This window comes from Aeromonas sp. S18(2024) (assembly GCF_041402525.1).
Classification (GTDB): domain Bacteria; phylum Pseudomonadota; class Gammaproteobacteria; order Enterobacterales; family Aeromonadaceae; genus Aeromonas; species Aeromonas enteropelogenes.
In genome coordinates this window covers 121,164-144,530 of record NZ_JBGLQV010000011.1, presented here as the reverse complement: position 1 = coordinate 144,530, position 23,367 = coordinate 121,164, and the positions used below count along the sequence as shown (strand labels likewise).

At 56.0% G+C, this 23,367-nt stretch carries 38 protein-coding genes; 4 read left to right on the top strand and 34 right to left on the bottom strand.

The annotated features are described in order from the left end of the window. Positions 1–170 precede the first annotated feature (170 nt). From rplQ to rpsJ, 28 genes are all read right to left on the bottom strand, one after another. A complete protein-coding gene (gene rplQ, locus ACB034_RS17310) occupies positions 171–554 on the bottom strand; it encodes a 50S ribosomal protein L17 (protein WP_005307999.1) in 384 nt (127 codons plus the stop codon). Between the two features lie 43 nt (positions 555–597). Next, positions 598–1,587 carry a DNA-directed RNA polymerase subunit alpha gene (gene rpoA, locus ACB034_RS17305; protein WP_005307997.1) on the bottom strand — a complete coding sequence of 330 codons (990 nt, stop codon included), beginning with the start codon at positions 1,585–1,587 and terminating at the stop codon, positions 598–600. 25 nt (positions 1,588–1,612) lie between these two features. Next, the gene (gene rpsD / locus ACB034_RS17300; protein WP_005307996.1) at positions 1,613–2,233 is read right to left on the bottom strand and encodes a 30S ribosomal protein S4; all 621 of its coding nucleotides are present in this window, start codon (positions 2,231–2,233) and stop codon (positions 1,613–1,615) included. Positions 2,234–2,273: 40 nt separating this feature from the next. Then, positions 2,274–2,663: a 30S ribosomal protein S11 gene (gene rpsK / locus ACB034_RS17295; protein ID WP_005319702.1), complete on the bottom strand. Its 390-nt coding sequence runs from the start codon at positions 2,661–2,663 to the stop codon at positions 2,274–2,276. A gap of 14 nt (positions 2,664–2,677) precedes the next feature. Then, positions 2,678–3,034 (bottom strand): 30S ribosomal protein S13, encoded by a 357-nt coding sequence (gene rpsM / locus ACB034_RS17290; RefSeq protein WP_005307991.1) that lies wholly within the window; start codon positions 3,032–3,034, stop codon positions 2,678–2,680. 139 nt (positions 3,035–3,173) lie between these two features. Next, positions 3,174–3,287: a 50S ribosomal protein L36 gene (rpmJ, locus tag ACB034_RS17285; protein ID WP_005319705.1), complete on the bottom strand. Its 114-nt coding sequence runs from the start codon at positions 3,285–3,287 to the stop codon at positions 3,174–3,176. A 27-nt stretch (positions 3,288–3,314) separates the two neighbouring features. Then, entirely contained in the window at positions 3,315–4,643 is a 1,329-nt protein-coding gene (gene secY / locus ACB034_RS17280; RefSeq protein ID WP_026456047.1) for a preprotein translocase subunit SecY, read from the bottom strand. Positions 4,644–4,651: 8 nt separating this feature from the next. Further along, positions 4,652–5,089 carry a 50S ribosomal protein L15 gene (gene rplO, locus ACB034_RS17275; RefSeq protein WP_026456046.1) on the bottom strand — a complete coding sequence of 146 codons (438 nt, stop codon included), beginning with the start codon at positions 5,087–5,089 and terminating at the stop codon, positions 4,652–4,654. Positions 5,090–5,091: 2 nt separating this feature from the next. Next, positions 5,092–5,271 carry a 50S ribosomal protein L30 gene (gene rpmD / locus ACB034_RS17270; RefSeq protein WP_005307985.1) on the bottom strand — a complete coding sequence of 60 codons (180 nt, stop codon included), beginning with the start codon at positions 5,269–5,271 and terminating at the stop codon, positions 5,092–5,094. Between the two features lie 6 nt (positions 5,272–5,277). Continuing rightward, on the bottom strand, positions 5,278–5,778 hold the full coding sequence (gene rpsE / locus ACB034_RS17265; RefSeq protein ID WP_005342686.1) for a 30S ribosomal protein S5: 501 nt from the start codon (positions 5,776–5,778) through the stop codon (positions 5,278–5,280). Between the two features lie 14 nt (positions 5,779–5,792). Continuing rightward, a complete protein-coding gene (gene rplR, locus ACB034_RS17260) occupies positions 5,793–6,146 on the bottom strand; it encodes a 50S ribosomal protein L18 (protein WP_005340606.1) in 354 nt (117 codons plus the stop codon). Between the two features lie 9 nt (positions 6,147–6,155). Then, complete coding sequence (gene rplF, locus ACB034_RS17255; protein WP_026456045.1) at positions 6,156–6,689, bottom strand: 50S ribosomal protein L6; 534 nt, start codon at positions 6,687–6,689, stop codon at positions 6,156–6,158. Between the two features lie 13 nt (positions 6,690–6,702). Beyond that, positions 6,703–7,095, bottom strand: coding sequence for a 30S ribosomal protein S8 (rpsH, locus tag ACB034_RS17250; protein ID WP_010672564.1), 393 nt, complete (start codon positions 7,093–7,095; stop codon positions 6,703–6,705). 20 nt (positions 7,096–7,115) lie between these two features. Further along, positions 7,116–7,421 carry a 30S ribosomal protein S14 gene (gene rpsN, locus ACB034_RS17245; RefSeq protein WP_005340609.1) on the bottom strand — a complete coding sequence of 102 codons (306 nt, stop codon included), beginning with the start codon at positions 7,419–7,421 and terminating at the stop codon, positions 7,116–7,118. Between the two features lie 10 nt (positions 7,422–7,431). After that, positions 7,432–7,971, bottom strand: a complete 540-nt coding sequence (gene rplE, locus ACB034_RS17240; protein ID WP_005331162.1) for a 50S ribosomal protein L5 — start codon at positions 7,969–7,971, stop codon at positions 7,432–7,434. Positions 7,972–7,984: 13 nt separating this feature from the next. Further along, entirely contained in the window at positions 7,985–8,302 is a 318-nt protein-coding gene (gene rplX / locus ACB034_RS17235; RefSeq protein ID WP_005307977.1) for a 50S ribosomal protein L24, read from the bottom strand. A gap of 11 nt (positions 8,303–8,313) precedes the next feature. Further along, positions 8,314–8,682: a 50S ribosomal protein L14 gene (gene rplN, locus ACB034_RS17230; RefSeq protein ID WP_005307975.1), complete on the bottom strand. Its 369-nt coding sequence runs from the start codon at positions 8,680–8,682 to the stop codon at positions 8,314–8,316. A gap of 147 nt (positions 8,683–8,829) precedes the next feature. Next, positions 8,830–9,078: a 30S ribosomal protein S17 gene (gene rpsQ / locus ACB034_RS17225; protein ID WP_005307966.1), complete on the bottom strand. Its 249-nt coding sequence runs from the start codon at positions 9,076–9,078 to the stop codon at positions 8,830–8,832. After that, positions 9,078–9,269, bottom strand: coding sequence for a 50S ribosomal protein L29 (gene rpmC, locus ACB034_RS17220; protein ID WP_005307965.1), 192 nt, complete (start codon positions 9,267–9,269; stop codon positions 9,078–9,080). The genes rpsQ and rpmC overlap by 1 nt, the downstream gene beginning before the upstream one ends. Further along, positions 9,269–9,682: a 50S ribosomal protein L16 gene (rplP, locus tag ACB034_RS17215; RefSeq protein ID WP_005307963.1), complete on the bottom strand. Its 414-nt coding sequence runs from the start codon at positions 9,680–9,682 to the stop codon at positions 9,269–9,271. The genes rpmC and rplP overlap by 1 nt, the downstream gene beginning before the upstream one ends. A 13-nt stretch (positions 9,683–9,695) precedes the next feature. Continuing rightward, positions 9,696–10,409, bottom strand: a complete 714-nt coding sequence (gene rpsC / locus ACB034_RS17210; protein ID WP_005331168.1) for a 30S ribosomal protein S3 — start codon at positions 10,407–10,409, stop codon at positions 9,696–9,698. A gap of 3 nt (positions 10,410–10,412) precedes the next feature. After that, positions 10,413–10,757 (bottom strand): 50S ribosomal protein L22, encoded by a 345-nt coding sequence (rplV, locus tag ACB034_RS17205; protein ID WP_005319741.1) that lies wholly within the window; start codon positions 10,755–10,757, stop codon positions 10,413–10,415. A gap of 10 nt (positions 10,758–10,767) precedes the next feature. Beyond that, entirely contained in the window at positions 10,768–11,046 is a 279-nt protein-coding gene (gene rpsS, locus ACB034_RS17200; protein ID WP_005307960.1) for a 30S ribosomal protein S19, read from the bottom strand. Positions 11,047–11,068: 22 nt separating this feature from the next. Continuing rightward, positions 11,069–11,890, bottom strand: a complete 822-nt coding sequence (gene rplB, locus ACB034_RS17195) for a 50S ribosomal protein L2 (RefSeq protein WP_026456043.1) — start codon at positions 11,888–11,890, stop codon at positions 11,069–11,071. A gap of 15 nt (positions 11,891–11,905) precedes the next feature. Beyond that, a complete protein-coding gene (rplW, locus tag ACB034_RS17190) occupies positions 11,906–12,208 on the bottom strand; it encodes a 50S ribosomal protein L23 (protein WP_005307955.1) in 303 nt (100 codons plus the stop codon). Next, complete coding sequence (gene rplD, locus ACB034_RS17185) at positions 12,205–12,810, bottom strand: 50S ribosomal protein L4 (protein ID WP_005307949.1); 606 nt, start codon at positions 12,808–12,810, stop codon at positions 12,205–12,207. The genes rplW and rplD overlap by 4 nt, the downstream gene beginning before the upstream one ends. A 17-nt stretch (positions 12,811–12,827) precedes the next feature. Further along, positions 12,828–13,460, bottom strand: a complete 633-nt coding sequence (gene rplC / locus ACB034_RS17180; protein ID WP_005307947.1) for a 50S ribosomal protein L3 — start codon at positions 13,458–13,460, stop codon at positions 12,828–12,830. A gap of 22 nt (positions 13,461–13,482) precedes the next feature. Beyond that, positions 13,483–13,794 (bottom strand): 30S ribosomal protein S10, encoded by a 312-nt coding sequence (rpsJ, locus tag ACB034_RS17175; protein ID WP_005307944.1) that lies wholly within the window; start codon positions 13,792–13,794, stop codon positions 13,483–13,485. A 354-nt stretch (positions 13,795–14,148) separates the two neighbouring features. Between rpsJ and ACB034_RS17170 the strand changes: the two genes are divergently transcribed. Then, the gene (locus ACB034_RS17170) at positions 14,149–15,063 is read left to right on the top strand and encodes a DMT family transporter (RefSeq protein ID WP_371173336.1); all 915 of its coding nucleotides are present in this window, start codon (positions 14,149–14,151) and stop codon (positions 15,061–15,063) included. Positions 15,064–15,099: 36 nt separating this feature from the next. On the opposite strand, the gene envZ is transcribed toward ACB034_RS17170, so the two are convergent. Both envZ and ompR read right to left on the bottom strand, forming a co-directional pair. Beyond that, positions 15,100–16,410 (bottom strand): two-component system sensor histidine kinase EnvZ, encoded by a 1,311-nt coding sequence (gene envZ, locus ACB034_RS17165; protein WP_371173335.1) that lies wholly within the window; start codon positions 16,408–16,410, stop codon positions 15,100–15,102. Then, on the bottom strand, positions 16,407–17,129 hold the full coding sequence (ompR, locus tag ACB034_RS17160) for a two-component system response regulator OmpR (RefSeq protein WP_124239256.1): 723 nt from the start codon (positions 17,127–17,129) through the stop codon (positions 16,407–16,409). Before ompR ends, envZ begins: the two co-directional genes overlap by 4 nt. Positions 17,130–17,356: 227 nt before the next feature. Between ompR and greB the strand changes: the two genes are divergently transcribed. Both greB and ACB034_RS17150 read left to right on the top strand, forming a co-directional pair. Beyond that, on the top strand, positions 17,357–17,830 hold the full coding sequence (gene greB / locus ACB034_RS17155) for a transcription elongation factor GreB (protein WP_042027321.1): 474 nt from the start codon (positions 17,357–17,359) through the stop codon (positions 17,828–17,830). A 189-nt stretch (positions 17,831–18,019) separates the two neighbouring features. Next, positions 18,020–20,329, top strand: coding sequence for a Tex family protein (locus ACB034_RS17150; RefSeq protein WP_371173334.1), 2,310 nt, complete (start codon positions 18,020–18,022; stop codon positions 20,327–20,329). A gap of 57 nt (positions 20,330–20,386) precedes the next feature. Here ACB034_RS17150 and ACB034_RS17145 read toward each other — a convergent pair whose 3' ends face one another. From ACB034_RS17145 to bioH, 4 genes are all read right to left on the bottom strand, one after another. After that, on the bottom strand, positions 20,387–20,665 hold the full coding sequence (locus ACB034_RS17145) for a hypothetical protein (protein WP_026456822.1): 279 nt from the start codon (positions 20,663–20,665) through the stop codon (positions 20,387–20,389). 83 nt (positions 20,666–20,748) lie between these two features. Continuing rightward, on the bottom strand, positions 20,749–21,519 hold the full coding sequence (locus ACB034_RS17140; RefSeq protein WP_371173333.1) for a putative metalloprotease CJM1_0395 family protein: 771 nt from the start codon (positions 21,517–21,519) through the stop codon (positions 20,749–20,751). 1 nt (position 21,520) lies between these two features. Next, positions 21,521–21,754 carry a flagellar hook protein FlgE gene (locus tag ACB034_RS17135; protein ID WP_042027316.1) on the bottom strand — a complete coding sequence of 78 codons (234 nt, stop codon included), beginning with the start codon at positions 21,752–21,754 and terminating at the stop codon, positions 21,521–21,523. A gap of 71 nt (positions 21,755–21,825) precedes the next feature. Next, positions 21,826–22,590 carry a pimeloyl-ACP methyl ester esterase BioH gene (gene bioH / locus ACB034_RS17130; RefSeq protein WP_223379497.1) on the bottom strand — a complete coding sequence of 255 codons (765 nt, stop codon included), beginning with the start codon at positions 22,588–22,590 and terminating at the stop codon, positions 21,826–21,828. Between the two features lie 38 nt (positions 22,591–22,628). Between bioH and ACB034_RS17125 the strand changes: the two genes are divergently transcribed. Then, a complete protein-coding gene (locus tag ACB034_RS17125; protein ID WP_371173332.1) occupies positions 22,629–23,357 on the top strand; it encodes a ComF family protein in 729 nt (242 codons plus the stop codon). Positions 23,358–23,367 lie beyond the last annotated feature (10 nt).

Here is a 23,367-nt window from a genome sequence, read left to right as displayed (position 1 = left end):
AGTTAAGGCAGTTAAGGCAGTTAAGGCAGTTAAGGCAGTTAAGGCAGTTAAGGCAGTTAAGGCAGTTAAGGCAGTTAAGGCAGTTAAGGCAGTTAAGGCAGTTAAGGCAGTTAAGGCAGTATCAGAATCCATTAAAAGAAAAGCCGGGACAAGCCCGGCTTTTTCTTTTATCACTCAGCAGCTGCTTCAGCAGCGGCCGGGCGGTCTACCAGCTCAATGTAAGCCATAGGGGCGTTGTCGCCAGCACGGAAACCGCATTTCAGAATGCGAGTATAACCGCCGGCGCGCTCCAGGTAGCGCGGGCCCAGTTCATTGAACAGCTTAGCCACGATCGCGTTATCGCGAGTACGGGCAAATGCCAGGCGACGATTAGCAACGCTATCAGTCTTGGCAAGGGTGATCAGCGGTTCAACTACACGACGCAGCTCTTTTGCCTTAGGCAGAGTCGTCTTGATGATCTCATGACGAACCAGGGAGCTGGCCATGTTGCGGAACATAGCCTGACGATGGCTGCTGTTCCGGTTCAGTTGACGACCACTCAAACGATGGCGCATGACCTTATCCTTCTAACTAAATCTGTGAAACCCGTAATCTGGATTACTCGTCAGCGATGCTGGCGGGCGGCCAGTTCTCAAGGCGCATGCCAAGAGACAGACCACGGGAGGCCAACACGTCCTTGATCTCAGTCAGGGACTTCTTACCGAGGTTAGGAGTCTTAAGCAACTCAACTTCGGTACGCTGTACCAGATCACCAATATAGTGGATAGCTTCTGCCTTCAGACAGTTCGCAGAACGAACTGTCAGCTCCAAATCATCGACAGGACGCAGCAGAATCGGATCAAACTCGGGTTTCTCTTCTTTCTTCTCGGGCACGCTGACATCGCGCAGATCCACGAAGGCTTCCAGTTGCTCGGCCAGAATAGTGGCAGAACGACGGATGGCTTCTTCAGGATCCAGGGTACCATTGGTCTCCATGTCGATGACCAGCTTGTCCAAGTCGGTACGCTGTTCAACCCGTGCTGCCTCAACATTGTAGGCAATACGAACGATGGGGCTGAACGCGGAGTCCAGCAGCAGACGACCGATAGGACGCTCTTCATCATCGTTGTGAACACGAGCAGAAGCAGGCACATAACCACGACCGCGCTGAACTTTCAGGCGCATGCTGATTTCAGCATTGGCACCAGTCAGGTGGCAGATTACGTGCTCCGGGTTTACGATCTCGACTTCATCACCGTGAGTGATATCACCAGCGGTAACGGGGCCTGTTCCAGACTTGGTCAGGGACAGAGTTACCTCGTCCTTGCCTTCCAGCTTCACAGCGATACCTTTCAGGTTGAGCAGGATTTCAAGAATGTCTTCCTGTACACCTTCTTTGCTGCTGTACTCATGCAGTACCCCGTCAATTTCGACTTCAGTAACTGCACAACCGGGCATAGAAGACAGCAAAATACGACGCAGGGCGTTGCCCAGCGTGTGACCAAAGCCACGCTCAAGTGGCTCAAGAGTCACTTTCGCATGAGTCGGGCTAACTTGCTCGATGTCAACTAGCCGCGGTTTAAGAAAATCTGTTACAGAACCCAGCATTGTGTCCTCTCTTTAGAAGCTAGCTTTACTTGGAGTAAAGCTCGACGATCAGCTGTTCGTTAATGTCGGCAGACAGGTCGGAACGCTCTGGCAGACGCTTGAAAGCACCTTCCATTTTAGCGGCATCAACCTCTACCCAAGTCGGCTTCTCGCGCTGACCAGCAACCTCAAGGGCAGCTTTGATACGCGCTTGCTTCTTAGCCTTCTCACGAACGCAGATCACGTCCTCAGGGGAAACCTGGAAAGAAGGAATGTTCACAACGCGACCGTTGACCATGATGGCCTTGTGGCTCACCAGCTGACGAGACTCAGCACGGGTAGCGCCGAAGCCCATACGGTAAACAACGTTGTCCAAACGACCTTCCAGCAGCTGCAACAGGTTTTCACCGGTGTTACCCTTTTGACGGGCAGCGTCGCGGTAGTAGTTGCGGAACTGTTTTTCCAATACGCCGTAGATACGACGAACTTTTTGTTTCTCGCGCAGTTGAACACCGTAGTCAGACAGACGCGCTTTACGCGCACCGTGTTGACCAGGAACGGTGTCAATCTTGCACTTAGAATCAATCGCACGAACACCAGACTTCAGGAAGAGGTCGGTGCCCTCACGACGGCTAAGCTTAAGCTTAGGACCGATATATCTTGCCATCTTCTTTCTCCAACAATCCTAGACCAAGTAGCTAAACGCGTTACACGCGGCGCTTCTTGGGAGGACGACAACCGTTGTGCGGGATCGGAGTCACATCAGTAATGTTAGTGATGCGGAAACCAGCCGCGTTCAGAGCGCGGATGGAAGACTCACGACCGGGACCCGGACCTTTGACCATGACTTCCAGGTTCTTCACGCCGTATTCTTTGGCGATCTCACCAGCGCGCTCAGCAGCTACCTGGGCAGCAAACGGAGTGGACTTACGGGAACCACGGAAACCGGAACCACCAGAGGTAGCCCAAGACAGAGCATTGCCCTGACGGTCAGTAATGGTCACGATTGTGTTGTTGAAAGATGCATGAACGTGCGCAATACCGTCGCTCACTTGCTTTTTAACGCGCTTGCGAGCACGAGTCGGAGTTTTAGCCATTTTCTACCTTCCCGTTACTTCTTGATAGCCTTGCGCGGACCCTTACGGGTACGAGCGTTGGTCTTGGTACGTTGACCACGAACAGGCAGGCTACGACGGTGACGCAAACCACGGTAGCAACCCAGATCCATCAAACGCTTGATGTTCATGGAAATCTGACGACGCAGGTCACCTTCAACGGTGAATTTACCTACTTGTTCACGCAGACTCTCGATCTGAGCTTCGTCCAGGTCTTTAATTTTCACATTCTCAGCGATACCGGCTGCGGCACAGATGGCCTTGGAGCGGGTACGACCGACGCCATAAATAGCAGTCAAAGCGATGACAGCATGCTTATGGTCAGGAATGTTAATGCCAGCGATACGGGCCACTATTCACTCCTACATATAGTAGATTACGACCACCACAAAGCCCGTGAGCGGATACGTGGCGGTCAACCAATACACAACAAAAGTTGGCTGGCTATATTAGCCAGCACAACTATTTGTTGCAAGTACTAACCGTAAAAAATTAGCCTTGGCGTTGCTTATGCTTAGGCTCGCTGCAAATCACACGCACCACACCGTGACGCTTGATGATTTTGCAGTTACGGCAGATTGCCTTAACGGAAGCACGAACTTTCATTGCTTAACTCCGTAACTACGCCGACCTTTAGCGGCCGTAGCCCTTCAGGTTGGCCTTCCTCAGGACATCACCATATTGATGAGACATCATATGGGTCTGAACCTGAGCCATGAAGTCCATGATAACTACCACAATAATCAGCAGCGAAGTGCCACCGAAGTAGAACTGTACATTCCAGGCAGTCATCAGGAACTGGGGTACCAGACAGATAAAGGTTATATAGAGTGCACCTGCCAATGTCAGGCGAGTCATAACCTTATCGATATAACGTGCTGTCTGCTCGCCCGGGCGAATCCCCGGGATAAAGGCTCCACTCTTCTTCAGGTTGTCTGCTGTCTCGCGCGGATTGAACACCAGCGCAGTATAGAAGAAGCAGAAGAAGATAATGGCTGCTGCATACAGCATCTCGTAAAGCGGTTGACCCGGCTGCAGGACCATAGAGACCTGCTGCAGAATATCAGCAACTTTACCCTCACCCTGACCAAACCAAGAGGTGATGGTCCCTGGGAACAGGATGATACTGGATGCGAAAATCGCAGGAATCACACCGGCCATATTTACTTTCAACGGCAGGTGTGTGCTTTGCGCTGCGAATACCTGGCGGCCTTGTTGACGCTTGGCATAGTTCACGACGATACGACGCTGACCACGCTCCACGAACACCACAAAGTAAGTCACTGCGAAAACAATCAAGCCCAGCAACAACAACAGCAGGATGTGCAATTCCCCTTGACGTGCCTGTTCGGCCGTAGCGCCAATGGCATGCGGCAGACCGGCAACGATACCCGTGAAAATAATCAGCGAAATACCATTACCAATCCCACGCTCGGTAATCTGCTCACCCAACCACATCAAAAACATGGTACCGGTGACCAGACTCACAACGGCTGTGAAGTAGAAGCCAAGACCCGGATTAGTCACGAGTCCCTGCATCATGTTCGGCAGACCGGTTGCGATACCAATGGCCTGGAAAGTTCCCAAAACCAGCGTGCCCCAACGGGTATATTGGCTAATCTTGCGACGGCCGGATTCACCTTCTTTCTTGAGTTCAGCAAGAGCGGGGTGAACCACTGTCAGCAGCTGGATAATAATCGATGCCGAAATGTACGGCATGATCCCCAACGCAAGAATAGAAGCACGCGAGAGTGCACCACCACTGAACATGTTGAACATCTCAATGATGGTGCCCTTCTGTTGCTGGAACAACTCGGCCAGTACGGCGGCGTCAATACCAGGAATCGGCACATAAGAGCCTGCACGGAAAACGATAATCGCCCCGAGAACGAAGAGCAGACGGCTCTTCAGTTCACTCAGACCACCCTGTGCTTTAACATCCAATCCTGGTTTCTTAGCCATTGTACTGATTATTCCTCGATTTTACCGCCAGCGGCCTCGATGGCTGCGCGTGCACCTTTGGTGACGGACAGACCACGAACAGTCACAGCACGGTCAATGTTGCCAGACAGAACAACTTTAGCGAACACGATGTTTTTGGTAACAACACCGGCTTGCTTCAGAGTGCTCATATCGACCACATCACCTTCTACCAGGGCGATTTCGTTCAGGCGCACTTCGGCAGAAACCAAAGATTTGCGAGAGAAGAAACCGAACTTCGGCAGACGGATTTTCAAAGGCATCTGACCACCCTCGAAACCGTTGCGGACTTTACCGCCACCGGAACGAGAGGTTTGACCTTTCACACCACGACCACCAGTCTTGCCCAGACCGGAACCGATACCACGGCCCGGACGGTGCTTAACGCGCTTGGAACCAGCGGCCGGAGACAGAGTATTCAGACGCATGCTTAGCCCTCCACCTTAACCATGTAGTAAACCTGGTTGATCATACCGCGTACGCAAGGAGTATCTTCCAGCTCAACGGTGTGACCAATGCGACGCAGGCCCAGACCACGCAGAGTCGCCTTATGCTTGGGCAGACGGCCGATAGAGCTGCGAGTTTGAGTTACTTTTACAGTGTTAGCCATGTCACATTACCCCAGAATTTCTTCAACGCGCAGACCACGCTTGGCGGCGATCTGTTCCGGTGATTGACCGTGAACCAGAGCGTCTACAGTAGCGCGAACGACGTTGATTGGGTTGGTGGAACCGTAGGTCTTGGCCAGCACGTTGTGGATACCAGCAACTTCCAGAACGGCACGCATAGCGCCGCCTGCGATGATACCAGTACCTTGGGAGGCCGGCTTCATGAACACGGTAGAACCGGAGTGAACACCTTTCACCGGGTGGTGCAGGGTGCCATTGTTCAGCTCAACCTTGTTCAGGTTACGCTTGGCCTGTTCCATTGCTTTTTGAATAGCAGCCGGAACTTCACGGGCCTTACCATAACCGTAACCTACACGGCCGTTACCATCACCCACCACGGTCAACGCGGTGAAGGACATGATACGACCACCTTTAACAGTTTTCGAAACACGGTTTACTGCAATCAGCTTTTCTTGCAGTTCGCCGGCTTGAGATTCGACTTTAGCCATCTTCGACTCCTAGCTTAGAACTGAAGACCAGCGTCACGTGCAGCAGCTGCCAGAGCAGCGATGCGACCGTGATACTTGAAACCGGAACGATCGAAAGATACGTTCTGAACGCCTTTGGCAATAGCACGCTCAGCGATAGCTTTACCTACAGCGGTAGCAGCGTCTGCATTACCGGTGTATTTCAGAGCTTCACTGATGGCTTTCTCTACTGTGGAAGCAGAGGCCAGAACTTCGGAACCGTTGGCTGCAATAACCTGCGCATAGATATGACGCGGGGTACGGTGCACAACCAGACGGGTGGCTCCCAGTTCCTGCATCTTTTTCCGAGCACGAGTAGCACGACGGAGACGAGCTGCTTTCTTGTCCATAGTGTTACCTTACTTCTTCTTAGCTTCTTTAGTACGCACTTGCTCGTTGGCATAGCGTACACCCTTGCCCTTGTAGGGCTCCGGAGCGCGGTAAGCACGGATATCGGCGGCGACTTGGCCAACCAGCTGCTTGTCAACGCCACGCAGAACAACTTCAGTCTGGGACGGGCACTCAGCGGTTACACCAGCCGGCAGCTCATGCTCTACCGGGTGAGAGAAGCCCAGAGCCAGCGCGACAGCATTGCCCTTGATGGAGGCTTTGTAACCTACACCAACCAGCTGCAGCTTACGCTCGAAGCCTTGGGTAACACCGATTACCATGTTGTTGACCAATGCACGGGCAGTACCGGCCTGAGCGTCAGCACCAGCGATGCCGTCGCGCGGGGCGAACTTCAGTACATTGTCTTCTTTGGTCACTTCTACAGCGGCGTGGATAGAACGAACCAGAGAACCTTTACCACCTTTGATGGACAGTTCCTGACCGTTCAGAGTCACTTCTACGCCAGCAGGAATAGTGACGGGTGCCTTAGCAACGCGAGACATTTCCGACCTCCTATTAAGCGACGTAGCAGATGATCTCACCACCCATGCTTGCTTTGCGAGCAGCACGGTCGGTCATCACACCTTTAGACGTGGACACGATAGCAACACCGAGACCACCCATTACTTTCGGCAGATCGGTAGTGCGCTTGTAAATACGCAGGCCAGGACGGCTCACGCGTTGGATCAGTTCTACAACCGGCTTGCCCTGGAAATATTTCAGTTCAATTTCCAGTTCCGGCTTCACGTCACCAGCTACGTTGTAGCCAGCGATGTAACCTTCTTCTTTCAGCACTTTGGCAATAGCCACTTTCAGCTTGGAAGAAGGCATGGAAACCGCAACTTTGCTCGCCGCCTGACCGTTACGGATGCGGGTCAGCATATCCGCGATCGGATCTTGCATGCTCATAGTCTAACTCCCGAGATTCTTTACCAAGAGGCCTTTTTCAGGCCCGGAATTTCGCCCTTCATGGCATGCTCACGCACCTTGATGCGAGACAGGCCAAACTTGCGCAGGAAACCGTGCGGACGACCAGTAATATTGCAACGGTTACGCTGGCGGGACGGACTGGAATCACGGGGCAGCTGTTGCAGTTGCAGAACAGCATCCCAACGCGCTTCTTCAGAAGCGTTCATGTCAACGATGATAGCTTTCAGCTCGGCACGCTTGGTCGCGTACTTGGCTACCAGCTTGGCACGCTTTGCTTCGCGCGCTTTCATGGATGTTTTAGCCATAACCCTAACCTTACTTGCGGAATGGGAAGTTAAAGGCAGCCAGCAGAGCACGGCCTTCTTCATCGGTATTCGCGGAAGTGGTGATGGTGATATCCAGACCACGGACGCGATCGACTTTGTCATAGTCGATTTCCGGGAAGATGATCTGCTCACGCACGCCCATGGAGTAGTTACCACGACCGTCAAACGCTTTAGCGTTCAGGCCACGGAAGTCACGGATACGCGGTACGGAGATGCAGATCAGCCGTTCCAGGAACTCCCACATACGCTCGCCACGCAGGGTTACTTTACAACCTATCGGGTAGCCTTCACGAATCTTGAAGCCCGCAACAGATTTGCGAGCTTTGGTGATCAGCGGCTTCTGACCGGAAATGGCAGCCATGTCGGCAGCAGCATTTTCCAGCAACTTCTTGTCAGAGATCGCTTCACCAACACCCATGTTCAGGGTGATTTTCTCGATCCGAGGGACTTGCATGATAGTCTTGTAACCGAACTGCTTGGACAGTTCATTTACTACATCGGATTTGTAGTAATCATGCAGTTTCGCCATCGTTAAACTCCAATTACTTCACAAGTTCGCCGGTGGATTTGAAGAAACGAACTTTCTTGCCGTCTTCAATCCGGAAACCAACGCGGTCAGCTTTGCCAGTGGCAGAGTTGAACAGCGCTACGTTAGATACATCGATGGGGGCTTCTTTGGTGACGATACCGCCAGCCTGACCCAGTGCGGGTACCGGCTTCTGGTGCTTCTTCACCTGGTTGATGCCTTCCACGATTACCTTACCTTTGGCAATCAGGACCTGGGTGACTTTGCCACGCTTGCCCTTGTCTTTGCCGGTAAGAACAATCACTTCGTCTTCGCGACGGATTTTAGCTGCCATCGTTCGACTCCTTACAGTACTTCGGGTGCCAGGGACACAATCTTCATGAACTTCTCATTACGCAGTTCACGGGTCACCGGGCCAAAAATACGAGTACCGATTGGCTGTTGGTTGTTGTTAAGCAACACAGCCGCATTGTTGTCGAAACGGATGACAGAGCCGTCCGGACGACGAACGCCTTTACGGGTGCGTACGACCACCGCGTTATACACATCACCTTTCTTCACTTTACCGCGAGGAATGGCTTCCTTGATGGAAACCTTGATGATGTCGCCGATGCCGGCGTAACGGCGGTGCGAGCCACCCAGAACCTTAATACACATTACACTGCGAGCGCCGGAGTTGTCGGCAACACCCAGCATACTTTGCATCTGGATCATCTTAGTGCTCCGCTTTGTTTACTTCTTATCCCCAACGGGATCTGGCTGCCTTCAAAAGGCGCGAAACTATAACACAGGATTTTTAGAAAAGGTAGCCTAAAAAACAAACGGCCCCTGGAAGGGGCCGTTTGGGCAAAAAAGTACCGATTAGGCCTTTTCTACGACAGCAACCAGGGTCCAGGACTTGGTCTTGGACAGCGGGCGGCACTCGCGGATTTCCACGAGATCGCCAGCTTTGCACTCGTTGTTTTCGTCATGTACGTGCAGCTTGGTAGTACGCTTGATGATCTTACCGTAGATCGGGTGCTTTACCTTGCGCTCGATGGCAACAGTGATGGACTTGTCCATCTTGTCGCTGATTACACGACCCTGCAGAGTACGGATTTTGTCAGTCATTACGCACCTGCCTTCTCAGTCAGTACAGTCTTGATACGTGCGACGTCACGACGCACTTGTTTCAGAGTGTGAGTCTGAGCCAGCTGGCCGGTGGATGCTTGCATGCGCATGTTGAATTGCTCACGCAGCAGGCCCAGCAGTTCCTGGTTCAGTTCTTCGACGCTCTTTTGACGCAGATCTTGGGCTTTCATCACATCACCGTCTTAATTACGAAAGTGGTCTGAACAGACAGCTTAGCTGCGGCCAGGGCAAACGCTTCACGCGCCAGAGCCTCAGGTACACCGTCCATCTCGTACAGAACCTTGCCAGGCTGGATCGGGCAAACCCAGTATTCCACGTTACCCTTACCTTTACCCATACGAACTTCCAGGGGCTTCTCGGTGATGGGCTTGTCCGGGAACACACGGATCCAGATCTTACCTTGACGCTTAACGTGACGGGTCATGGCACGACGGGCTGCTTCGATTTGACGAGCAGTCAGCTGACCACGAGATGTCGCCTTCAGGCCAAAGGTACCGAAGGATACTTCGTTACCAGAGTTGGCCAGACCGCGGTTACGACCTTTGTGGGTCTTGCGGAATTTAGTACGCTTAGGTTGCAACATTTACCGAATCTCCTTACTTGGCAGCGCGGCGCTTGTTGTCACGCTTGGGCTTCGCAGGAGCTTGCTCTTGAGCAGCGGCAGCGTTGACAGCAGCCAGACCGCCCAGAACTTCGCCCTTGAAGATCCAAACTTTAACGCCGATCACACCGTAAGTGGTGTGGGCTTCAGAAGTTGCGTAGTCAATGTCGGCACGCAGGGTGTGCAAAGGCACACGACCTTCACGGTACCATTCGGTACGCGCGATTTCAGCGCCGCCCAGACGACCGGAAACTTCCACTTTGATGCCCTTGGCACCCAGGCGCATGGCGTTCTGTACGGCGCGCTTCATAGCACGACGGAACATTACACGACGCTCCAGCTGGGAAGTGATGCTGTCGGCAACCAGTTTGCCATCCAGCTCCGGCTTGCGGACTTCGGAAATGTTGATCTGAGCAGGCACGCCGGCAATTGCGGCTACAGCTTTGCGCAGTTTCTCAACGTCTTCGCCTTTCTTACCGATCACAACACCCGGACGAGCAGTGTGAATGGTCACACGGATGCTCTTGGCCGGACGCTCGATGGTGATCTTGGACAAGGACGCGTTTTTCAGTTCCTTGGTCAGGAACTGGCGTACTTGAAAATCGCTGTACAGGTTGTCAGCGAAGTCTTTGGTGTTCGCGAACCAGGTAGAATTCCAAGGCTTGGTAATACCCAGGCGAATGCCATTAGGATGTACTTTCTGACCCATTGCTTATCTCCCAGCCTTAGCGTCGGATACCACTACAGTGATGTGAGCGGTACGCTTGAGGATACGATCCGCGCGACCTTTGGCACGAGGACGGATACGCTTCATGGAGGGACCTTCGTCAACCATGATAGTGGCAACACGCAGTGCGTCGATGTCGGCGCCTTCGTTGTGCTCAGCGTTGGCAATGGCAGATTCCAGCACTTTCTTCACCAGAACAGCAGCCTTTTTCGGGCTGAAGGTCAGGATGTTCAGAGCCTTGTCTACGGACAGACCACGTACTTGATCGGCTACCAGACGAGCTTTCTGGGCAGAAGTACGGGCATAACGGTGTTTAGCGATAGCTTCCATCATTTATCCCTTAGCGCTTCTTAGCCTTCTTATCAGCAGCATGGCCGCGATAAGTACGAGTAGGTGCGAATTCACCCAGTTTGTGACCGATCATTTCTTCGGTAACGAAAACCGGAACGTGCTGACGACCATTATGGACAGCGATGGTCAAACCGATCATGTTCGGGATGATCATTGAACGACGGGACCAGGTTTTAACCGGCTTTTTATCCCCGCTTTCCACCGCTTTCTCTACCTTCTTCAGCAAGTGCAGGTCGATAAATGGACCCTTCTTGAGAGAACGTGGCATGGTGATTCCTCTATGTTAACAATTACTTGTTACGACGACGTACGATGTACTTGTCGGTACGCTTGTTCTTACGGGTCTTGAAGCCTTTAGCCTTCTGGCCCCATGGGGACACAGGCTGCATGCCCTTGTTACGACCCTCACCACCACCGTGCGGGTGGTCTACCGGGTTCATCGCCATACCGCGAACGGTCGGACGAATACCACGCCAGCGGTTTGCACCGGCTTTACCCAGTTGACGCAACATGTGCTCGGAGTTACCAACTTCACCGATGGTGGCGCGGCACTCGGCCAGAACTTTACGTACTTCGCCGGAACGCAGACGCAGAGTTACATAGTTACCTTCACGAGCCAGGATCTGGATGAAAGTACCAGCGGAACGAGCCAACTGGGCACCTTTACCAGGCTTCATCTCAACGGCGTGAACGGTAGAACCGACCGGGATGTTGCGCATCGGCAGGGCGTTACCTACCTTGATGGCTGCATCAGCACCAGAAGCGATAGCGTCACCAGCTTTCAGGCCTTTCGGAGCCAGGATGTAACGACGCTCACCGTCTGCGTACAACACCAGAGCGATGTTAGCGGTACGGTTCGGATCGTATTCCAGGCGCTCTACTTTGGCCGGGATACCGTCTTTGTCGCGCTTGAAGTCGACGATACGGTAGTGTTGCTTGTGACCACCGCCGATGTGACGGGTGGTGATGCGGCCGTTGTTGTTACGACCACCGGACTTGTCTTTCTTGTCCAGCAGAGCTGCAAAGGGCTTGCCCTTGTACAGGTCTTGGTTGACGATCTTGACGACGTGGCGGCGGCCCGGAGAAGTAGGCTTGCACTTAACGATTGCCATTTTTCAGAACTCCTCTTACTCGGCTGCGCCCATGAAGTCGATGTCCTGACCAGCTTTCAGGGTCACATAAGCCTTTTTCCAATCGGAACGACGGCCTACGCGTGCACCTGCGCGCTTGGTCTTACCCTTCATGTTCAGGGTACGGACGGTCTCAACTTCGACCTCGAACAGTTTCGCAACTGCAGCTTTGACTTCCGCCTTGGTGGCATCAACAGCAACTTTGAACACGATAGTGTTCTGCTTTTCTGCAACCATGGTGCTCTTTTCAGAGATGTGCGGAGCCTTCAGAACTTTCAGCAGACGCTCTTCACGGATCATGCCAGCATCTCCTCGATTTGCTTAACTGCGTCAGCAGTCATCAGAACCTTGTCGAAAGCGATCAGGCTGACCGGGTCGATACCGGCAACGTCACGCACGTCAACTTTGTACAGGTTACGAGCAGCCAGGAACAGGTTCTCATCGACTTCAGCAGTCACGATCAGAACGTCAGACAGTTCCATTTCTTTCAGCTTGGCGATCAGTTCTTTGGTTTTCGGAGCTTCGATGCCGAACTTCTCAACAACGATCAGGCGCTCTTGACGTACCAGCTCGGACAGGATGCTACGGATAGCGCCGCGGTACATCTTCTTGTTTACTTTCTGGCTGTGATCTTGCGGCTTAGCAGCAAAAGTCACACCACCGGAACGCCAAATGGGCGAACGGATGGAGCCAGCACGGGCACGACCAGTACCCTTCTGACGCCACGGCTTTTTGCCGCCACCAGACACTTCAGAGCGAGTCAGCTGCGCACGAGTACCCTGACGGGCACCAGCGGCATAAGCAACGACAACCTGGTGAACCAGAGCTTCGTTGAATTCGCGCCCGAAGGTAGTCTCGGAAACTTCAAGAGCGCTCTTGGCGTCTTTCATTACCAATTCCATTACTATCTCCTCAGACGTTACGCTTTGACGGCAGGTTTAACGATCACGTTGCCGTTGGTTGCACCCGGTACTGCGCCTTTGATGAGCAGCAGGTTGCGTTCAGCGTCAACACGAACCAGTTCCAGGTTCTGAGTCGTTACACGCTCAGCACCCATGTGACCAGCCATCTTTTTGCCCTTGAATACACGGCCCGGGGTCTGGTTTTGACCGATGGAGCCAGGTACACGGTGGGACAGAGAGTTACCGTGGGTCATATCCTGGGTGCGGAAGTTCCAGCGCTTAACAGTACCGGCAAAACCTTTACCCTTGGATGTGCCGGTAACGTCTACCAGCTTAACGTCAGCGAGAAGATCTACTTTCAGCTCGCTACCAACAGTGAAAGTTTCACCGTTGTTCAGGCGGAATTCCCACAGACCGCGACCGGCTTCTACACCAGCTTTGGCGAAGTGGCCAGCTTCCGGCTTGGTTACGCGGCTAGCTTTCTTGGAGCCAGTGGTAACCTGAATAGCGTTGTAGCCGTCGGTTTCTACAGATTTGACCTGAGTTACACGGTTAGCTTCAACTTCGATAACAGTCACGGGGATAGAAACGCCATCTTCAGTGAAGATGCGAGTCATACCCACTTTGCGACCTACAAGACCGATTGTCATTGTTATCAACCTCTTTCCGTAATTAACCCAGGCTGATCTGGACGTCTACACCAGCTGCCAGATCCAGACGCATCAGAGCGTCTACGGTCTTGTCAGTCGGCTCAACGATGTCTACCAGACGCTTGTGAGTGCGGATCTCGTACTGATCACGCGCGTCTTTGTTGACGTGCGGGGAGATCAGAACGGTGAAACGCTCTTTGCGAGTCGGCAGCGGGATAGGACCGCGAACCTGCGCGCCAGTGCGCTTAGCAGTTTCAACGATTTCCGCAGTGGATTGATCGATCAGGCGATGATCAAAAGCCTTCAGGCGGATACGGATTCTTTGGTTCTGCATTGACAGAGCTCCAATAGATAAAAGAACATAAATCAACACCGCCCGACCGAGATTACTCCCGCCAGAGGTGTGATTTTTCACGTTTCTCCCCATATCGGGGAGACTGTATGGCTGGCCTTCGCAAGCGAAAAACTCAGCAAGCAGACATATCGTCTGGCTTACCTCATGGATAAGCGGAGAGGATTATACGGATTTTTCAAATTTGCGCAAGGGAAAGCGAACAGATTGTGCGCAATTTTCTGTGACAGATGGATCTCGCACTAACCTGCTCGTTTGGCGCACGAACGGGAGCCACGACAACCTCGCAAGCTGGCTGATACACTGGCCCCGCCTTCGTCAACGGAACGACTTTCAATGCTTAAAGATCAAAAGAAAGCCTATCAGTACGGACTCTGCGCTGTGGCCCTCTGGTCGACGGTCGCCAGTGCCTTCAAGATCTCCCTCACCTATTTCGAACCGGTTCAGTTGCTGCTGGTTGCCGCCTTCACCTCGACGCTGACGCTGACCGCCATCGTTGCCAAACAAGGCAAGTTGGCACTGCTGCGGGATTACATCAAAGCTCGCCCCCTCTACTATCTGGCGCTTGGAGTACTGAACCCTTTCCTCTATTACCTGCTGCTGTTCAAAGCGTACGACCTGTTACCGGCCCAGCAGGCACAGACTCTCAACTACACCTGGGCCATTACCCTCAGTCTGCTGGCCGTCCCCTTCCTCGGTCAGAAGCTGCGCCGCCGTGATGGCATCGCCATCGTGCTGGGCTACTTCGGCGCCCTGGTGATTGCCACCAGGGGGGATGTCTTCTCCCTGCAGTTTGACAGCCCGCTCGGGGTGACGCTGGCACTGGTGTCCACCCTCATCTGGGCAAGCTACTGGATCCTCAATACCCGCAATCAGGGGGATCCCGTCGTCAGCCTGCTGCTCGGTTTCATCATCAGCCTGCCGTTGATTGTCGTGGCGACCTGGCTGCTCTCCGATTTCGCCATGACCGCCTGGCAGGGATGGGCAGGCGCCATCTATGTGGGGCTGTTCGAGATGGGGTTCGGCTTCGTGCTCTGGTTGATGGCCTTGCGCCATGCCACCAACACGGCCCCCATCAGCAACCTCATCTTCATTTCACCCTTTGCCTCCCTGGTGCTGCTCAACCTGCTGATCGGCGAAACTATCCACCCGGCAACCCCTATCGGGCTGGCACTGATCGTGGCGGCACTGCTGATCCAGCAGCTGAAATACGGCAAGCGCTATCGCAAGGCGAGCGAACCTCAAGCCTGATAATGCAAGGGGCGTATCACTCGATACGCCCCTCTTTCAATCCATCCACTCCTGCGGCTGATGCTTCGGCAAACGGATCTCCACCTGCAGCCCTCCCCACTCCGAGCGCCCCAGCCGGATGGTACCGTGATGCTGGGCCACGATCCGGGCGACGATGGCGAGCCCAAGGCCGCTCCCTCCTGTGGTGCGCGCCAAATTGCCCTGGGTAAATGGCTTGAGCACTCGAAAGTGGTCCTGCTCCGGGATCCCAGGCCCATCATCAGAGAGGCGCAAGCGCACCCAGTGGCCATCATCCTTCAACTCGCCAAGCAGCCGGGTTGCGCCATAGCGCAATGAGTTACCCGACAGGTTACTCAGCACCCGGCGCATGCTGACCGGATTACACGCCACCCTGACCGCCTCTTCCGGCAGGGCCAGCTCGACCTCCAGCCCCTGCTCGGCATGCATCAGCAAGGCATCGTGCACCAGCTGGGTCAGGTCGACAGGAGCCAGATTTTTCACCTCGTCCGGACGGATGTAGTCGATGAACTGATCGATGATAGCGTTGGATTCGTCGATATCGGCGTTGATGCTCTCCTTGAGGTATTCATCCCCGGACGACATCATCTCGGTCGCCAGCCGAATGCGGGTCAGCGGCGTGCGCAGATCGTGGGAGACACCGGCCATCATCAGGTTGCGCTCCTCGATCAATCCCTTGATGGAGCTGGACATGTGGTTGAAGGTGCGGGTCAGCCGACGCACCTCCCGCGATCCCTGCTCCCCGAGCGCATCGGGAAAGTTGCCCCGCGCCACCGAGACAGCCCCTGCTTCCAGATCTTCCAGCGGCCGCACCAGCTGGCGAGCGAAACGCCAGGCGGCAAACAGGGTGATCACCAGCAAGACGCTCATGTAGAGGATCAGCGGCTCTATGTCATCATCCTCGATCTCGGTCAGGGGGATACGCACCCAGATTTTGCTGGCCTGAGGTGGCTGGATCCAGATGATGTAGTGATCCTGGATCTCGACCCGTACCTTGGTCGGGCCACCCAGCTCCTTGCTGATGCTCTCTGCCAGATAACGATAGGGCTTGGACTCCTTAAGCCCATGTTGTTCCGCCTCGCTTTGGGTGTAGATGTCGCTGCCTGTCGCCACATAGACCAGCGCCTCGGCATCGTCGCTCAACTCCAGCTGGTTGCTCTCGACCGGAAAAATCAGTTTGACCTGGTTGGCCAGCAGATGGCTGATCTGCTTGACAGTCGGCGCCAGCAGATAGTTGTAGAAAGTGACATAAGAAACGATCTGATAGACCACCAGCACGGCGGCCAGAAACCAGAGCATACGGGAGAACATGCTACCCGCTTTTTTCATGTGCGTTCACCGTCCGGGACGAAAACGTAGCCCAATCCCCAGACAGTCTGCAGATAGCGGGGCTGGGCCGGGTCCTGCTCCAGCATGCGCCGTAAGCGGGAGACCTGCACGTCTATGCTGCGCTCGGTCGCCGTGTATTCGCGCCCCCTGGCCAGATTCATCAATTTGTCGCGGGAGAGCGGCTCGCGAGGGTGACTGACCAGCACCTTGAGCACCGCAAACTCTCCGCTGGTCAGGGCCATGGGCTCGCCATCACGACTCAGCTCCCGGGTCGCCAGATTGAGCTGGTAACCACCAAAGCTGACCACTTTTTCGGCGGTAGAAGGCGCCCCCGGCAACTCGACTGTATGGCGGCGCAGCACGGCGCGGATCCGGGCCAGCAGCTCGCGCGGATTGAACGGTTTGGGCAGATAGTCGTCGGCCCCCATCTCGAGCCCGACGATGCGATCTACTTCATCTCCCTTGGCGGTCAGCATCAGCACAGGGATCTGGTTGCCCCCCTCGCGCAGACGACGGCAGATGGAGAGGCCGTCTTCGCCAGGCAGCATCAGATCGAGCACCATCAGGCTGAAATTTTCGCGCGTCAGCAGACGATCGGCCTGCTCACCATTGGCCACACCGCGCACCACGAACCCCTGTTCGGTCAGGTAGCGCTCAAGCAGGGAGCGTAGTTTCAGATCGTCGTCCACAACCAGGATCTTGTATTGCTGCTGACTCATCGCTTTGCCTCTCAATATCATCTGCCTCAATACTAGGGGCCGTCAGTACGGGAGAAAAGCATAAATGTGTTACCGGTTATTACCTGGAACCCACCTCCCCACCGGGACAAAGTAGACTCAGCCCCCTGGCTACGGACCACGATTTCCCTCGACAGCGGGATGACAAAAGCTAATATTCCCGTGCAGTTAGACTCGACCTCCTCCATTTGACCAGATCACGGATCACCATGAAGACAAAGCTGATCACCCGCGAAGGTTATAACAAGCTGAAGGAAGAACTCGATTTCCTGTGGCGTCAGGAGCGCCCCGAGGTCACCAGAAAGGTCGCCTGGGCGGCCAGCCTGGGGGATCGCAGCGAAAATGCCGACTACCAGTACAACAAGAAGCGGTTGCGAGAGATCGACAGGCGGGTGCGCTATCTGCGTAAATGTCTGGAGGAGCTGGGGATCGTCGACTATTCCCCGGCCCAGGAGGGCAAGGTCTTCTTCGGCGCCTGGGTGGAGGTGGAGAGCGAAGAGGGCGAGATCAAGCGCTTTCGTATCGTCGGCTATGACGAAATCTTCGGTCGCAAGGATTACATCTCCATCGACTCCCCCATGGCCCGCGCCCTGCTCAAGAAAGAGGTCGGCGACGAGGCCATAGTACGCACGCCGGTCGGTGATGCCTGCTGGTATGTCAACGAGATCAGTTACACCAAGTAGCATGCAGGGGAAGGAGCCACTTCCCCCCAACCTTGTTTCCCCTCCCCCAGCCGATGACGCCCCCCCAATCGGCTCGAAGCGGCTTGCCCCCGGTGCGACAGGGTGGCATCCACCCGCGCGACCCCATATAGTGCTCACACTCGGCGCCGGATGGCGCGAATCGATCAACAGAGGCGCTCAACAGATACCATGACGCAAAGCATTGAGAGACAGATCGCCGGCGAGTTGAACGCTCGCCCGCAACAAATCGAAGCCGCCATTCGTCTGCTGGATGAAGGTGCCACCGTTCCCTTTATCGCCCGTTACCGCAAAGAGGTCACCGGCGGCCTGGACGACAGCCAGCTTCGCACCCTGGAGAGCCGTCTAGGCTACCTGCGCGAGTTGGCAGACCGCCGCCAGGTGATCCTGCGTTCCATTGAGGAGCAGGGCAAGCTCACCCCCGAGCTGGCCCGTGAGCTGAACGAAGCCGACAGCAAGACCCGGCTGGAAGACCTCTACCTGCCCTACAAACCCAAGCGCCGCACCAAGGGACAGATGGCCATCGAGGCCGGGCTGGAACCGCTGGCGAATCTGCTGCTGGACGACCCAATGCGGGATCCGGAGCAGGAAGCCACCGCCTTCCTCAATGCCGAGCAAGGCATCACCGATAGCAAGAGCGCCCTCGACGGTACTCGTTACATTCTGATGGAACGCTTCGCCGAACAGGCTGACCTGCTGGAAAAGCTGCGTGACTACCTGTGGCAGAACGCTACCTTGCGTGCCCGCGTGGTGGCTGGCAAGGAGCAGGAGGGGGCCAAGTTCAAGGACTACTTCGAACACGACGAGCCGCTGCACAAGGCCCCCTCCCACCGGGTGCTGGCCATGTTGCGCGGCCGCAACGAGGGCGTGCTCAACCTGGCGCTGGTCACTGGCGATGATGAGAGCGTCAGCCCCTGCGAGGGGATCATCGCCCACCATCTCAAGCTCAATCTGCAAAACCGCCCCGCCGACAAGTGGCTGCAGGGGGTAGTGAGCTGGACCTGGAAGATCAAGCTCTCACTGCAGATGGAGACCGAGCTCATCGGCCGCATCCGTGAGTCGGCGGAAGAGGAGGCGATCAAGGTGTTCGCCATGAACCTCAAGGATCTGCTGATGGCGGCCCCGGCCGGCATGCGTTGCACCATGGGGCTGGATCCCGGCATCCGCACCGGGGTCAAGGTGGCCGTGGTCGATGCCACCGGCAAGCTGGTCGATACCGCGACCATCTATCCGTTCGAACCGAAACGCCAGATTGACCAGAGCCTCAAGACCCTGAGCGAACTGTGCCAGAAGCACAAGGTAGAGCTTATCAGCATCGGCAACGGCACCGCCTCACGGGAGACCGACCGCCTGGTGAGCGACCTGTTCGAACGCTACCCCGCCGCCAGGGCCCAGAAGATTGTAGTGAGCGAAGCCGGGGCCTCGGTCTACTCCGCCTCCGAGCTCGCCTCCCTGGAGTTTCCGGATCTCGATGTCTCCCTGCGCGGCGCCGTCTCCATCGCCCGCCGCCTGCAAGACCCGCTGGCCGAGCTGGTCAAGATCGATCCCAAGAGCATCGGTGTCGGTCAGTACCAGCACGATGTCGGCCAGAGCCAGCTGGCCCGCCGACTGGATGCCGTGGTCGAGGACTGTGTGAACGCGGTCGGGGTAGATGTGAACACCGCCTCGGTCGCCCTGCTCAACCGGGTGTCCGGCCTCTCCCAGACCCTGGCCCAGAACATCGTCGCCTATCGCGATGAACATGGCGCCTTCCAGAACCGGCAACAGTTGCTGAAGGTGAGTCGACTCGGGCCCAAGGCCTTCGAACAGAGTGCCGGCTTCCTGCGCATTCGTGGCGGCAGCAACCCGCTGGATGGCTCTGCCGTGCACCCGGAATCCTACCCCGTGGTGGAGCGGATCCTCGCCAAACTGGAACAGACGGTGGATAGCCTGCTCGGCAACAGCAGCCTGCTGCGCAGCCTGAAGCCCGCCGACTACACCGACGAGCAGTTTGGCGTGCCCACCGTGACCGACATCATAGGCGAGCTGGACAAACCGGGTCGCGACCCCCGCCCCGAGTTCAAGACCGCCACCTTCAAGGAAGGGGTGGAGAAGTTAAGCGATCTGGTGCCCGAGATGGTGCTGGAGGGGGTCGTCACCAACGTCACCAACTTCGGCGCCTTCGTCGACATCGGCGTCCATCAGGATGGCCTGGTGCACATCTCCTCCCTGACCGATCGCTTCGTCAAGGATCCCCGCGAGGTGGTCAAGGCCGGCGACATAGTGCGGGTCAAGGTGTTGGAGGTGGACGTACCGCGCAAGCGCATCAGCCTGACCATGCGTCTGGATGAGAAGGCCGGCCAGCCGGCGCGCAAACCGTCACAACCGCATCCCCCCCAGGGTGGCAATGCCAAGCCCAGACATGAATCGCGTCAAAACGCCCCTATGGGCGGCGCCATGGGCAACGCCTTTGCTGCAGCCCTCTCCAAGGCCAAGAAATAAAGCCCAGCCAGAAAATGCAAAAAGCCCCGCGAGGGGCTTTTTGCATCAGGCGCGAGCTTACTGGCTCAAGGTGTTCAGGATGCTCTCGGGATCCTGATGCTGGGCCAGCACCTCCCGCAGTCGATTGAATGCCTTGCAGGCCTCCTGCGGGTACTTGCCATAGGAGACTACGCCGGTATGGTTCCATCCCGCCGCCAGCATTACCTTCTTCTTGAAGTGGGTCCCCTCGGTCCCGCCGCCACCCAGTTGCATCAAAAACTGTTCCATCTGGAGGTGGGGCGGAGGAACGCGGGAGAAGGTGGCGAAATCTTCCGGTTTGACTTCATCAAAGTGCATGACAGCTCCTGCTAGATAGGATGGGCCTGACCTTCAGATTAGTTGCAAAACCGGGGAACAAAGAAAAGTATCGCGCAGGGAATTCAGACCTGGAGATTAAGGGAGTGACCAGCCGCCGGACTGACCGCTTGCTGGTAGCGGCCGGCTATCACCTGATTGCGTCGATCCATGTAAGTACTCAGCACGCCCGTGGTCGCGGGATCATGTTCGGCCATCAGCGCCTTGCGGGCCTTGGCCTCCGTTGCGGCTGCACTGCGGGCTACGCTCAAGTCCTGGGCAGAGGGCTCGGCAGGAGCAAGAGCCGCGGCACGAACCTGTTGCATCTTGGCAATGGTGGCTTCGGGATCTCCCGCCACCTCGCCAGTATCGATAGAAACTTCACCGCCGGTCGCATAACGCTTGCCATCCGGCCCCAATGAAAATTGGTAGGTAGGCGCACCGGCATAAGCCCCTCCCACAGACTGGTGCGCCTGCTCATGGGTACGCACCTCCTGGTCTCGGTCACTCAGCTCCTTGACCTGTTGCTCCTGCCGTTGTTGCTGTTCCTGCTGCTTGGGATCCTGTTGCTTGCGCTGCCCATCTTCACCGGCTGCCTCGACAAAACGGTGATCCAGGGCATGGGGAATCGTGGGTTGAGTTGACTCACGATTGTTCTGAGTCGGCGAGGTGCTGCTGGCCGTCTGACCGGCTTTCGATTTTTCTTTCTGGGAACCGACTTCGGTTTCGGCGCTGGATGCCTGTCCGGAGCGGGTCTGCGGGATCAGCTCGGCCCGGCGATTATCCGTCCTGGCCGCTTCCACTTGAGGTTGCAGCTGGGTAGGGATCAGCGTGGGCAGGCTGACATTGACGTTCATATCACACCCGAATATCGATCAGGGTACCCATCATATCGCTGGCGGTCTGCATCACCTTGGTGGAGGCACCGGCCTGGATCTCCGCCACCTTGAGGTTGACCAGCTCATCCGTCACTTGCACCTGATCACCACTCGGGGTGTTGAGGCGGGCGATCTGGCTGGACGCCCGATCGGCGATCTGTTCAGCTCGCTGGAACCCCTGCACCCCGCTGTTGAAGGCAGATTCAATACGCATGATGTAACTCCTCTGGGAACAGATTAATTATCCGTCACCTCGGAGGATTAATGAAGCTTCCAGGCTGTTTTTTAGCCAACAAAATGCCTGATGGCTTCAACAAACTCCGTTGGATGGGAGATAAAAGGCGCATGCGAGGCCTTGTTGAAGGTCACGCTGCGACTGGCGGGGTAACGCTCGTCCAGCAGGGGAATGACCGCCTTGGGCACCAGTGAATCCAGTCGGCCATAGACCCGCAGCCAGGGCAGTGAAAGCGACGCCAACCCATCGCGCAGATCGATGTCGGCCAACAAACCGAGCCCGGCCTCCAGCGCGGCCAGTTGCGGAGCCGGCCGTTCAGCCAGCCAGTGGCGCAGCTGACGGATATCGTCGCGGGCATGTTCGCTGCCCATCGCCTGGATCGCGAGGAAGCGCTCTATGGTCTGGCGAAAATCCCCTGCCAGCATCTGGTTGAAGCCGGTCAACACCTTGGGGGCGATTCCGGGCCACTCGTCGCGGGCCATAAAGCAGGGGGAACTGGCTACCGTGATAAGGCTTGCGACACGCTCGGGATGGCTCAGGGCAATCTGGCTGGCGACCAGACCACCGAGGGACCAGCCGAGCAGATGGCATTTTTCCGGCAATACGGCCGCAACCTGCTCCGCTAGCCAGGAGAGACTGTAATCGACCGTATCGGCCAGCGGGCTGTTGCCAAACCCCGGCAGATCCACCAGATGTACCCGGTAATTTTCCGCCAATGACGGGACAATGCCATGCCAGACGGCGCCGTTCATCCCCCATCCGTGCAACAGCACCAGATCGGGCCCCTGACCAAACCGCTCTACCGATACGCTCATCTAGACTCAAGATCCTTGTTCATGTCTCTGGGGTCAGCATGTTAAAGCGACTGCTCGTCAAAGCAAGTCCGCTGCTCGGCAGCCATAGTGACTGGCAAGGGAGTTGTCTGCTCTGTCATCAGCCCTGTGATGCCGAGCCCTTGCTGTGCAGTTGGTGCCGAGAGGCCCTGCGGCAGCCTCATCCCAGATGCCGCCTGTGTGCCGCGCCCTTGCCGGAATATATGAAAGAGAGCCAATGGATGTGCGGCCGCTGCCAGCGTCGCCCCCCTCTCTGGGAACGGTTGCAGGTTATTGGCGATTACCAAACGCCTTACCCCCTGCTTATCCCCCGGTTGAAATATGCAGGCCAGACCTTGCTGGCCCCCGTGCTTGCTCGCCTGTTGGCGGACCATCTCGATCAAAGCGATCCGCCGGAAGCCATCATCCCAGTGCCCCTGCACTGGTGGCGTCACTGGTGGAGAGGCTTCAACCAGGCGGAAGAGATTGGTCGCGCACTCTGCGAGATAACCGGCATCCCGCTCGACCAGCGGTTGCTGCAGCGCATCAAGGCCACCCCGCAGCAGACCCGGCTCACCGCAGGCCAGCGACGGCGCAATCTGCGCGGCGCGTTCAGAGTCTCTTCCCATCAATATCGTCACGTCGCCCTGCTTGATGATGTAGTGACCACAGGCGCCACCGCGGGCCAGCTCACCCGCCTGCTCCATGAGAGCGGCATCACAAAGGTTGAAGTGTGGGCGATATGCCGTACTCTCAAGCACATCAAGTAACCCTCTGCAT

Excerpts from the sequence above, each read along its gene's own strand:
- rplQ (WP_005307999.1), bottom strand. The coding sequence starts at position 554 with ATGCGCCATCGTTTGAGTGGTCGTCAACTGAACCGGAACAGCAGCCAT.
- rpoA (WP_005307997.1), bottom strand. The coding sequence starts at position 1,587 with ATGCTGGGTTCTGTAACAGATTTTCTTAAACCGCGGCTAGTTGACATC.
- rpsD (WP_005307996.1), bottom strand. The coding sequence starts at position 2,233 with ATGGCAAGATATATCGGTCCTAAGCTTAAGCTTAGCCGTCGTGAGGGC.
- rpsK (WP_005319702.1), bottom strand. The coding sequence starts at position 2,663 with ATGGCTAAAACTCCGACTCGTGCTCGCAAGCGCGTTAAAAAGCAAGTG.
- rpmJ (WP_005319705.1), bottom strand. The coding sequence starts at position 3,287 with ATGAAAGTTCGTGCTTCCGTTAAGGCAATCTGCCGTAACTGCAAAATC.
- secY (WP_026456047.1), bottom strand. The coding sequence starts at position 4,643 with ATGGCTAAGAAACCAGGATTGGATGTTAAAGCACAGGGTGGTCTGAGT.
- rplO (WP_026456046.1), bottom strand. The coding sequence starts at position 5,089 with ATGCGTCTGAATACTCTGTCTCCGGCCGCTGGTTCCAAGCGCGTTAAG.
- rpmD (WP_005307985.1), bottom strand. The coding sequence starts at position 5,271 with ATGGCTAACACTGTAAAAGTAACTCAAACTCGCAGCTCTATCGGCCGT.
- rpsE (WP_005342686.1), bottom strand. The coding sequence starts at position 5,778 with ATGGCTAAAGTCGAATCTCAAGCCGGCGAACTGCAAGAAAAGCTGATT.
- rplR (WP_005340606.1), bottom strand. The coding sequence starts at position 6,146 with ATGGACAAGAAAGCAGCTCGTCTCCGTCGTGCTACTCGTGCTCGGAAA.
- rplF (WP_026456045.1), bottom strand. The coding sequence starts at position 6,689 with ATGTCTCGCGTTGCTAAGGCACCCGTCACTATTCCTGCTGGCGTAGAA.
- rpsH (WP_010672564.1), bottom strand. The coding sequence starts at position 7,095 with ATGAGCATGCAAGATCCGATCGCGGATATGCTGACCCGCATCCGTAAC.
- rpsN (WP_005340609.1), bottom strand. The coding sequence starts at position 7,421 with ATGGCTAAAACATCCATGAAAGCGCGCGAAGCAAAGCGTGCCAAGCTG.
- rplE (WP_005331162.1), bottom strand. The coding sequence starts at position 7,971 with ATGGCGAAACTGCATGATTACTACAAATCCGATGTAGTAAATGAACTG.
- rplX (WP_005307977.1), bottom strand. The coding sequence starts at position 8,302 with ATGGCAGCTAAAATCCGTCGCGAAGACGAAGTGATTGTTCTTACCGGC.
- rplN (WP_005307975.1), bottom strand. The coding sequence starts at position 8,682 with ATGATCCAGATGCAAAGTATGCTGGGTGTTGCCGACAACTCCGGCGCT.
- rpsQ (WP_005307966.1), bottom strand. The coding sequence starts at position 9,078 with ATGACTGACAAAATCCGTACTCTGCAGGGTCGTGTAATCAGCGACAAG.
- rpmC (WP_005307965.1), bottom strand. The coding sequence starts at position 9,269 with ATGAAAGCCCAAGATCTGCGTCAAAAGAGCGTCGAAGAACTGAACCAG.
- rplP (WP_005307963.1), bottom strand. The coding sequence starts at position 9,682 with ATGTTGCAACCTAAGCGTACTAAATTCCGCAAGACCCACAAAGGTCGT.
- rpsC (WP_005331168.1), bottom strand. The coding sequence starts at position 10,409 with ATGGGTCAGAAAGTACATCCTAATGGCATTCGCCTGGGTATTACCAAG.
- rplV (WP_005319741.1), bottom strand. The coding sequence starts at position 10,757 with ATGGAAGCTATCGCTAAACACCGTTATGCCCGTACTTCTGCCCAGAAA.
- rpsS (WP_005307960.1), bottom strand. The coding sequence starts at position 11,046 with ATGCCACGTTCTCTCAAGAAGGGTCCATTTATCGACCTGCACTTGCTG.
- rplB (WP_026456043.1), bottom strand. The coding sequence starts at position 11,890 with ATGGCAATCGTTAAGTGCAAGCCTACTTCTCCGGGCCGCCGCCACGTC.
- rplW (WP_005307955.1), bottom strand. The coding sequence starts at position 12,208 with ATGATCCGTGAAGAGCGTCTGCTGAAAGTTCTGAAGGCTCCGCACATC.
- rplD (WP_005307949.1), bottom strand. The coding sequence starts at position 12,810 with ATGGAATTGGTAATGAAAGACGCCAAGAGCGCTCTTGAAGTTTCCGAG.
- rplC (WP_005307947.1), bottom strand. The coding sequence starts at position 13,460 with ATGACAATCGGTCTTGTAGGTCGCAAAGTGGGTATGACTCGCATCTTC.
- rpsJ (WP_005307944.1), bottom strand. The coding sequence starts at position 13,794 with ATGCAGAACCAAAGAATCCGTATCCGCCTGAAGGCTTTTGATCATCGC.
- ACB034_RS17170 (WP_371173336.1), top strand. The coding sequence starts at position 14,149 with ATGCTTAAAGATCAAAAGAAAGCCTATCAGTACGGACTCTGCGCTGTG.
- envZ (WP_371173335.1), bottom strand. The coding sequence starts at position 16,410 with ATGAAAAAAGCGGGTAGCATGTTCTCCCGTATGCTCTGGTTTCTGGCC.
- ompR (WP_124239256.1), bottom strand. The coding sequence starts at position 17,129 with ATGAGTCAGCAGCAATACAAGATCCTGGTTGTGGACGACGATCTGAAA.
- greB (WP_042027321.1), top strand. The coding sequence starts at position 17,357 with ATGAAGACAAAGCTGATCACCCGCGAAGGTTATAACAAGCTGAAGGAA.
- ACB034_RS17150 (WP_371173334.1), top strand. The coding sequence starts at position 18,020 with ATGACGCAAAGCATTGAGAGACAGATCGCCGGCGAGTTGAACGCTCGC.
- ACB034_RS17145 (WP_026456822.1), bottom strand. The coding sequence starts at position 20,665 with ATGCACTTTGATGAAGTCAAACCGGAAGATTTCGCCACCTTCTCCCGC.
- ACB034_RS17140 (WP_371173333.1), bottom strand. The coding sequence starts at position 21,519 with ATGAACGTCAATGTCAGCCTGCCCACGCTGATCCCTACCCAGCTGCAA.
- ACB034_RS17135 (WP_042027316.1), bottom strand. The coding sequence starts at position 21,754 with ATGCGTATTGAATCTGCCTTCAACAGCGGGGTGCAGGGGTTCCAGCGA.
- bioH (WP_223379497.1), bottom strand. The coding sequence starts at position 22,590 with ATGAGCGTATCGGTAGAGCGGTTTGGTCAGGGGCCCGATCTGGTGCTG.
- ACB034_RS17125 (WP_371173332.1), top strand. The coding sequence starts at position 22,629 with ATGTTAAAGCGACTGCTCGTCAAAGCAAGTCCGCTGCTCGGCAGCCAT.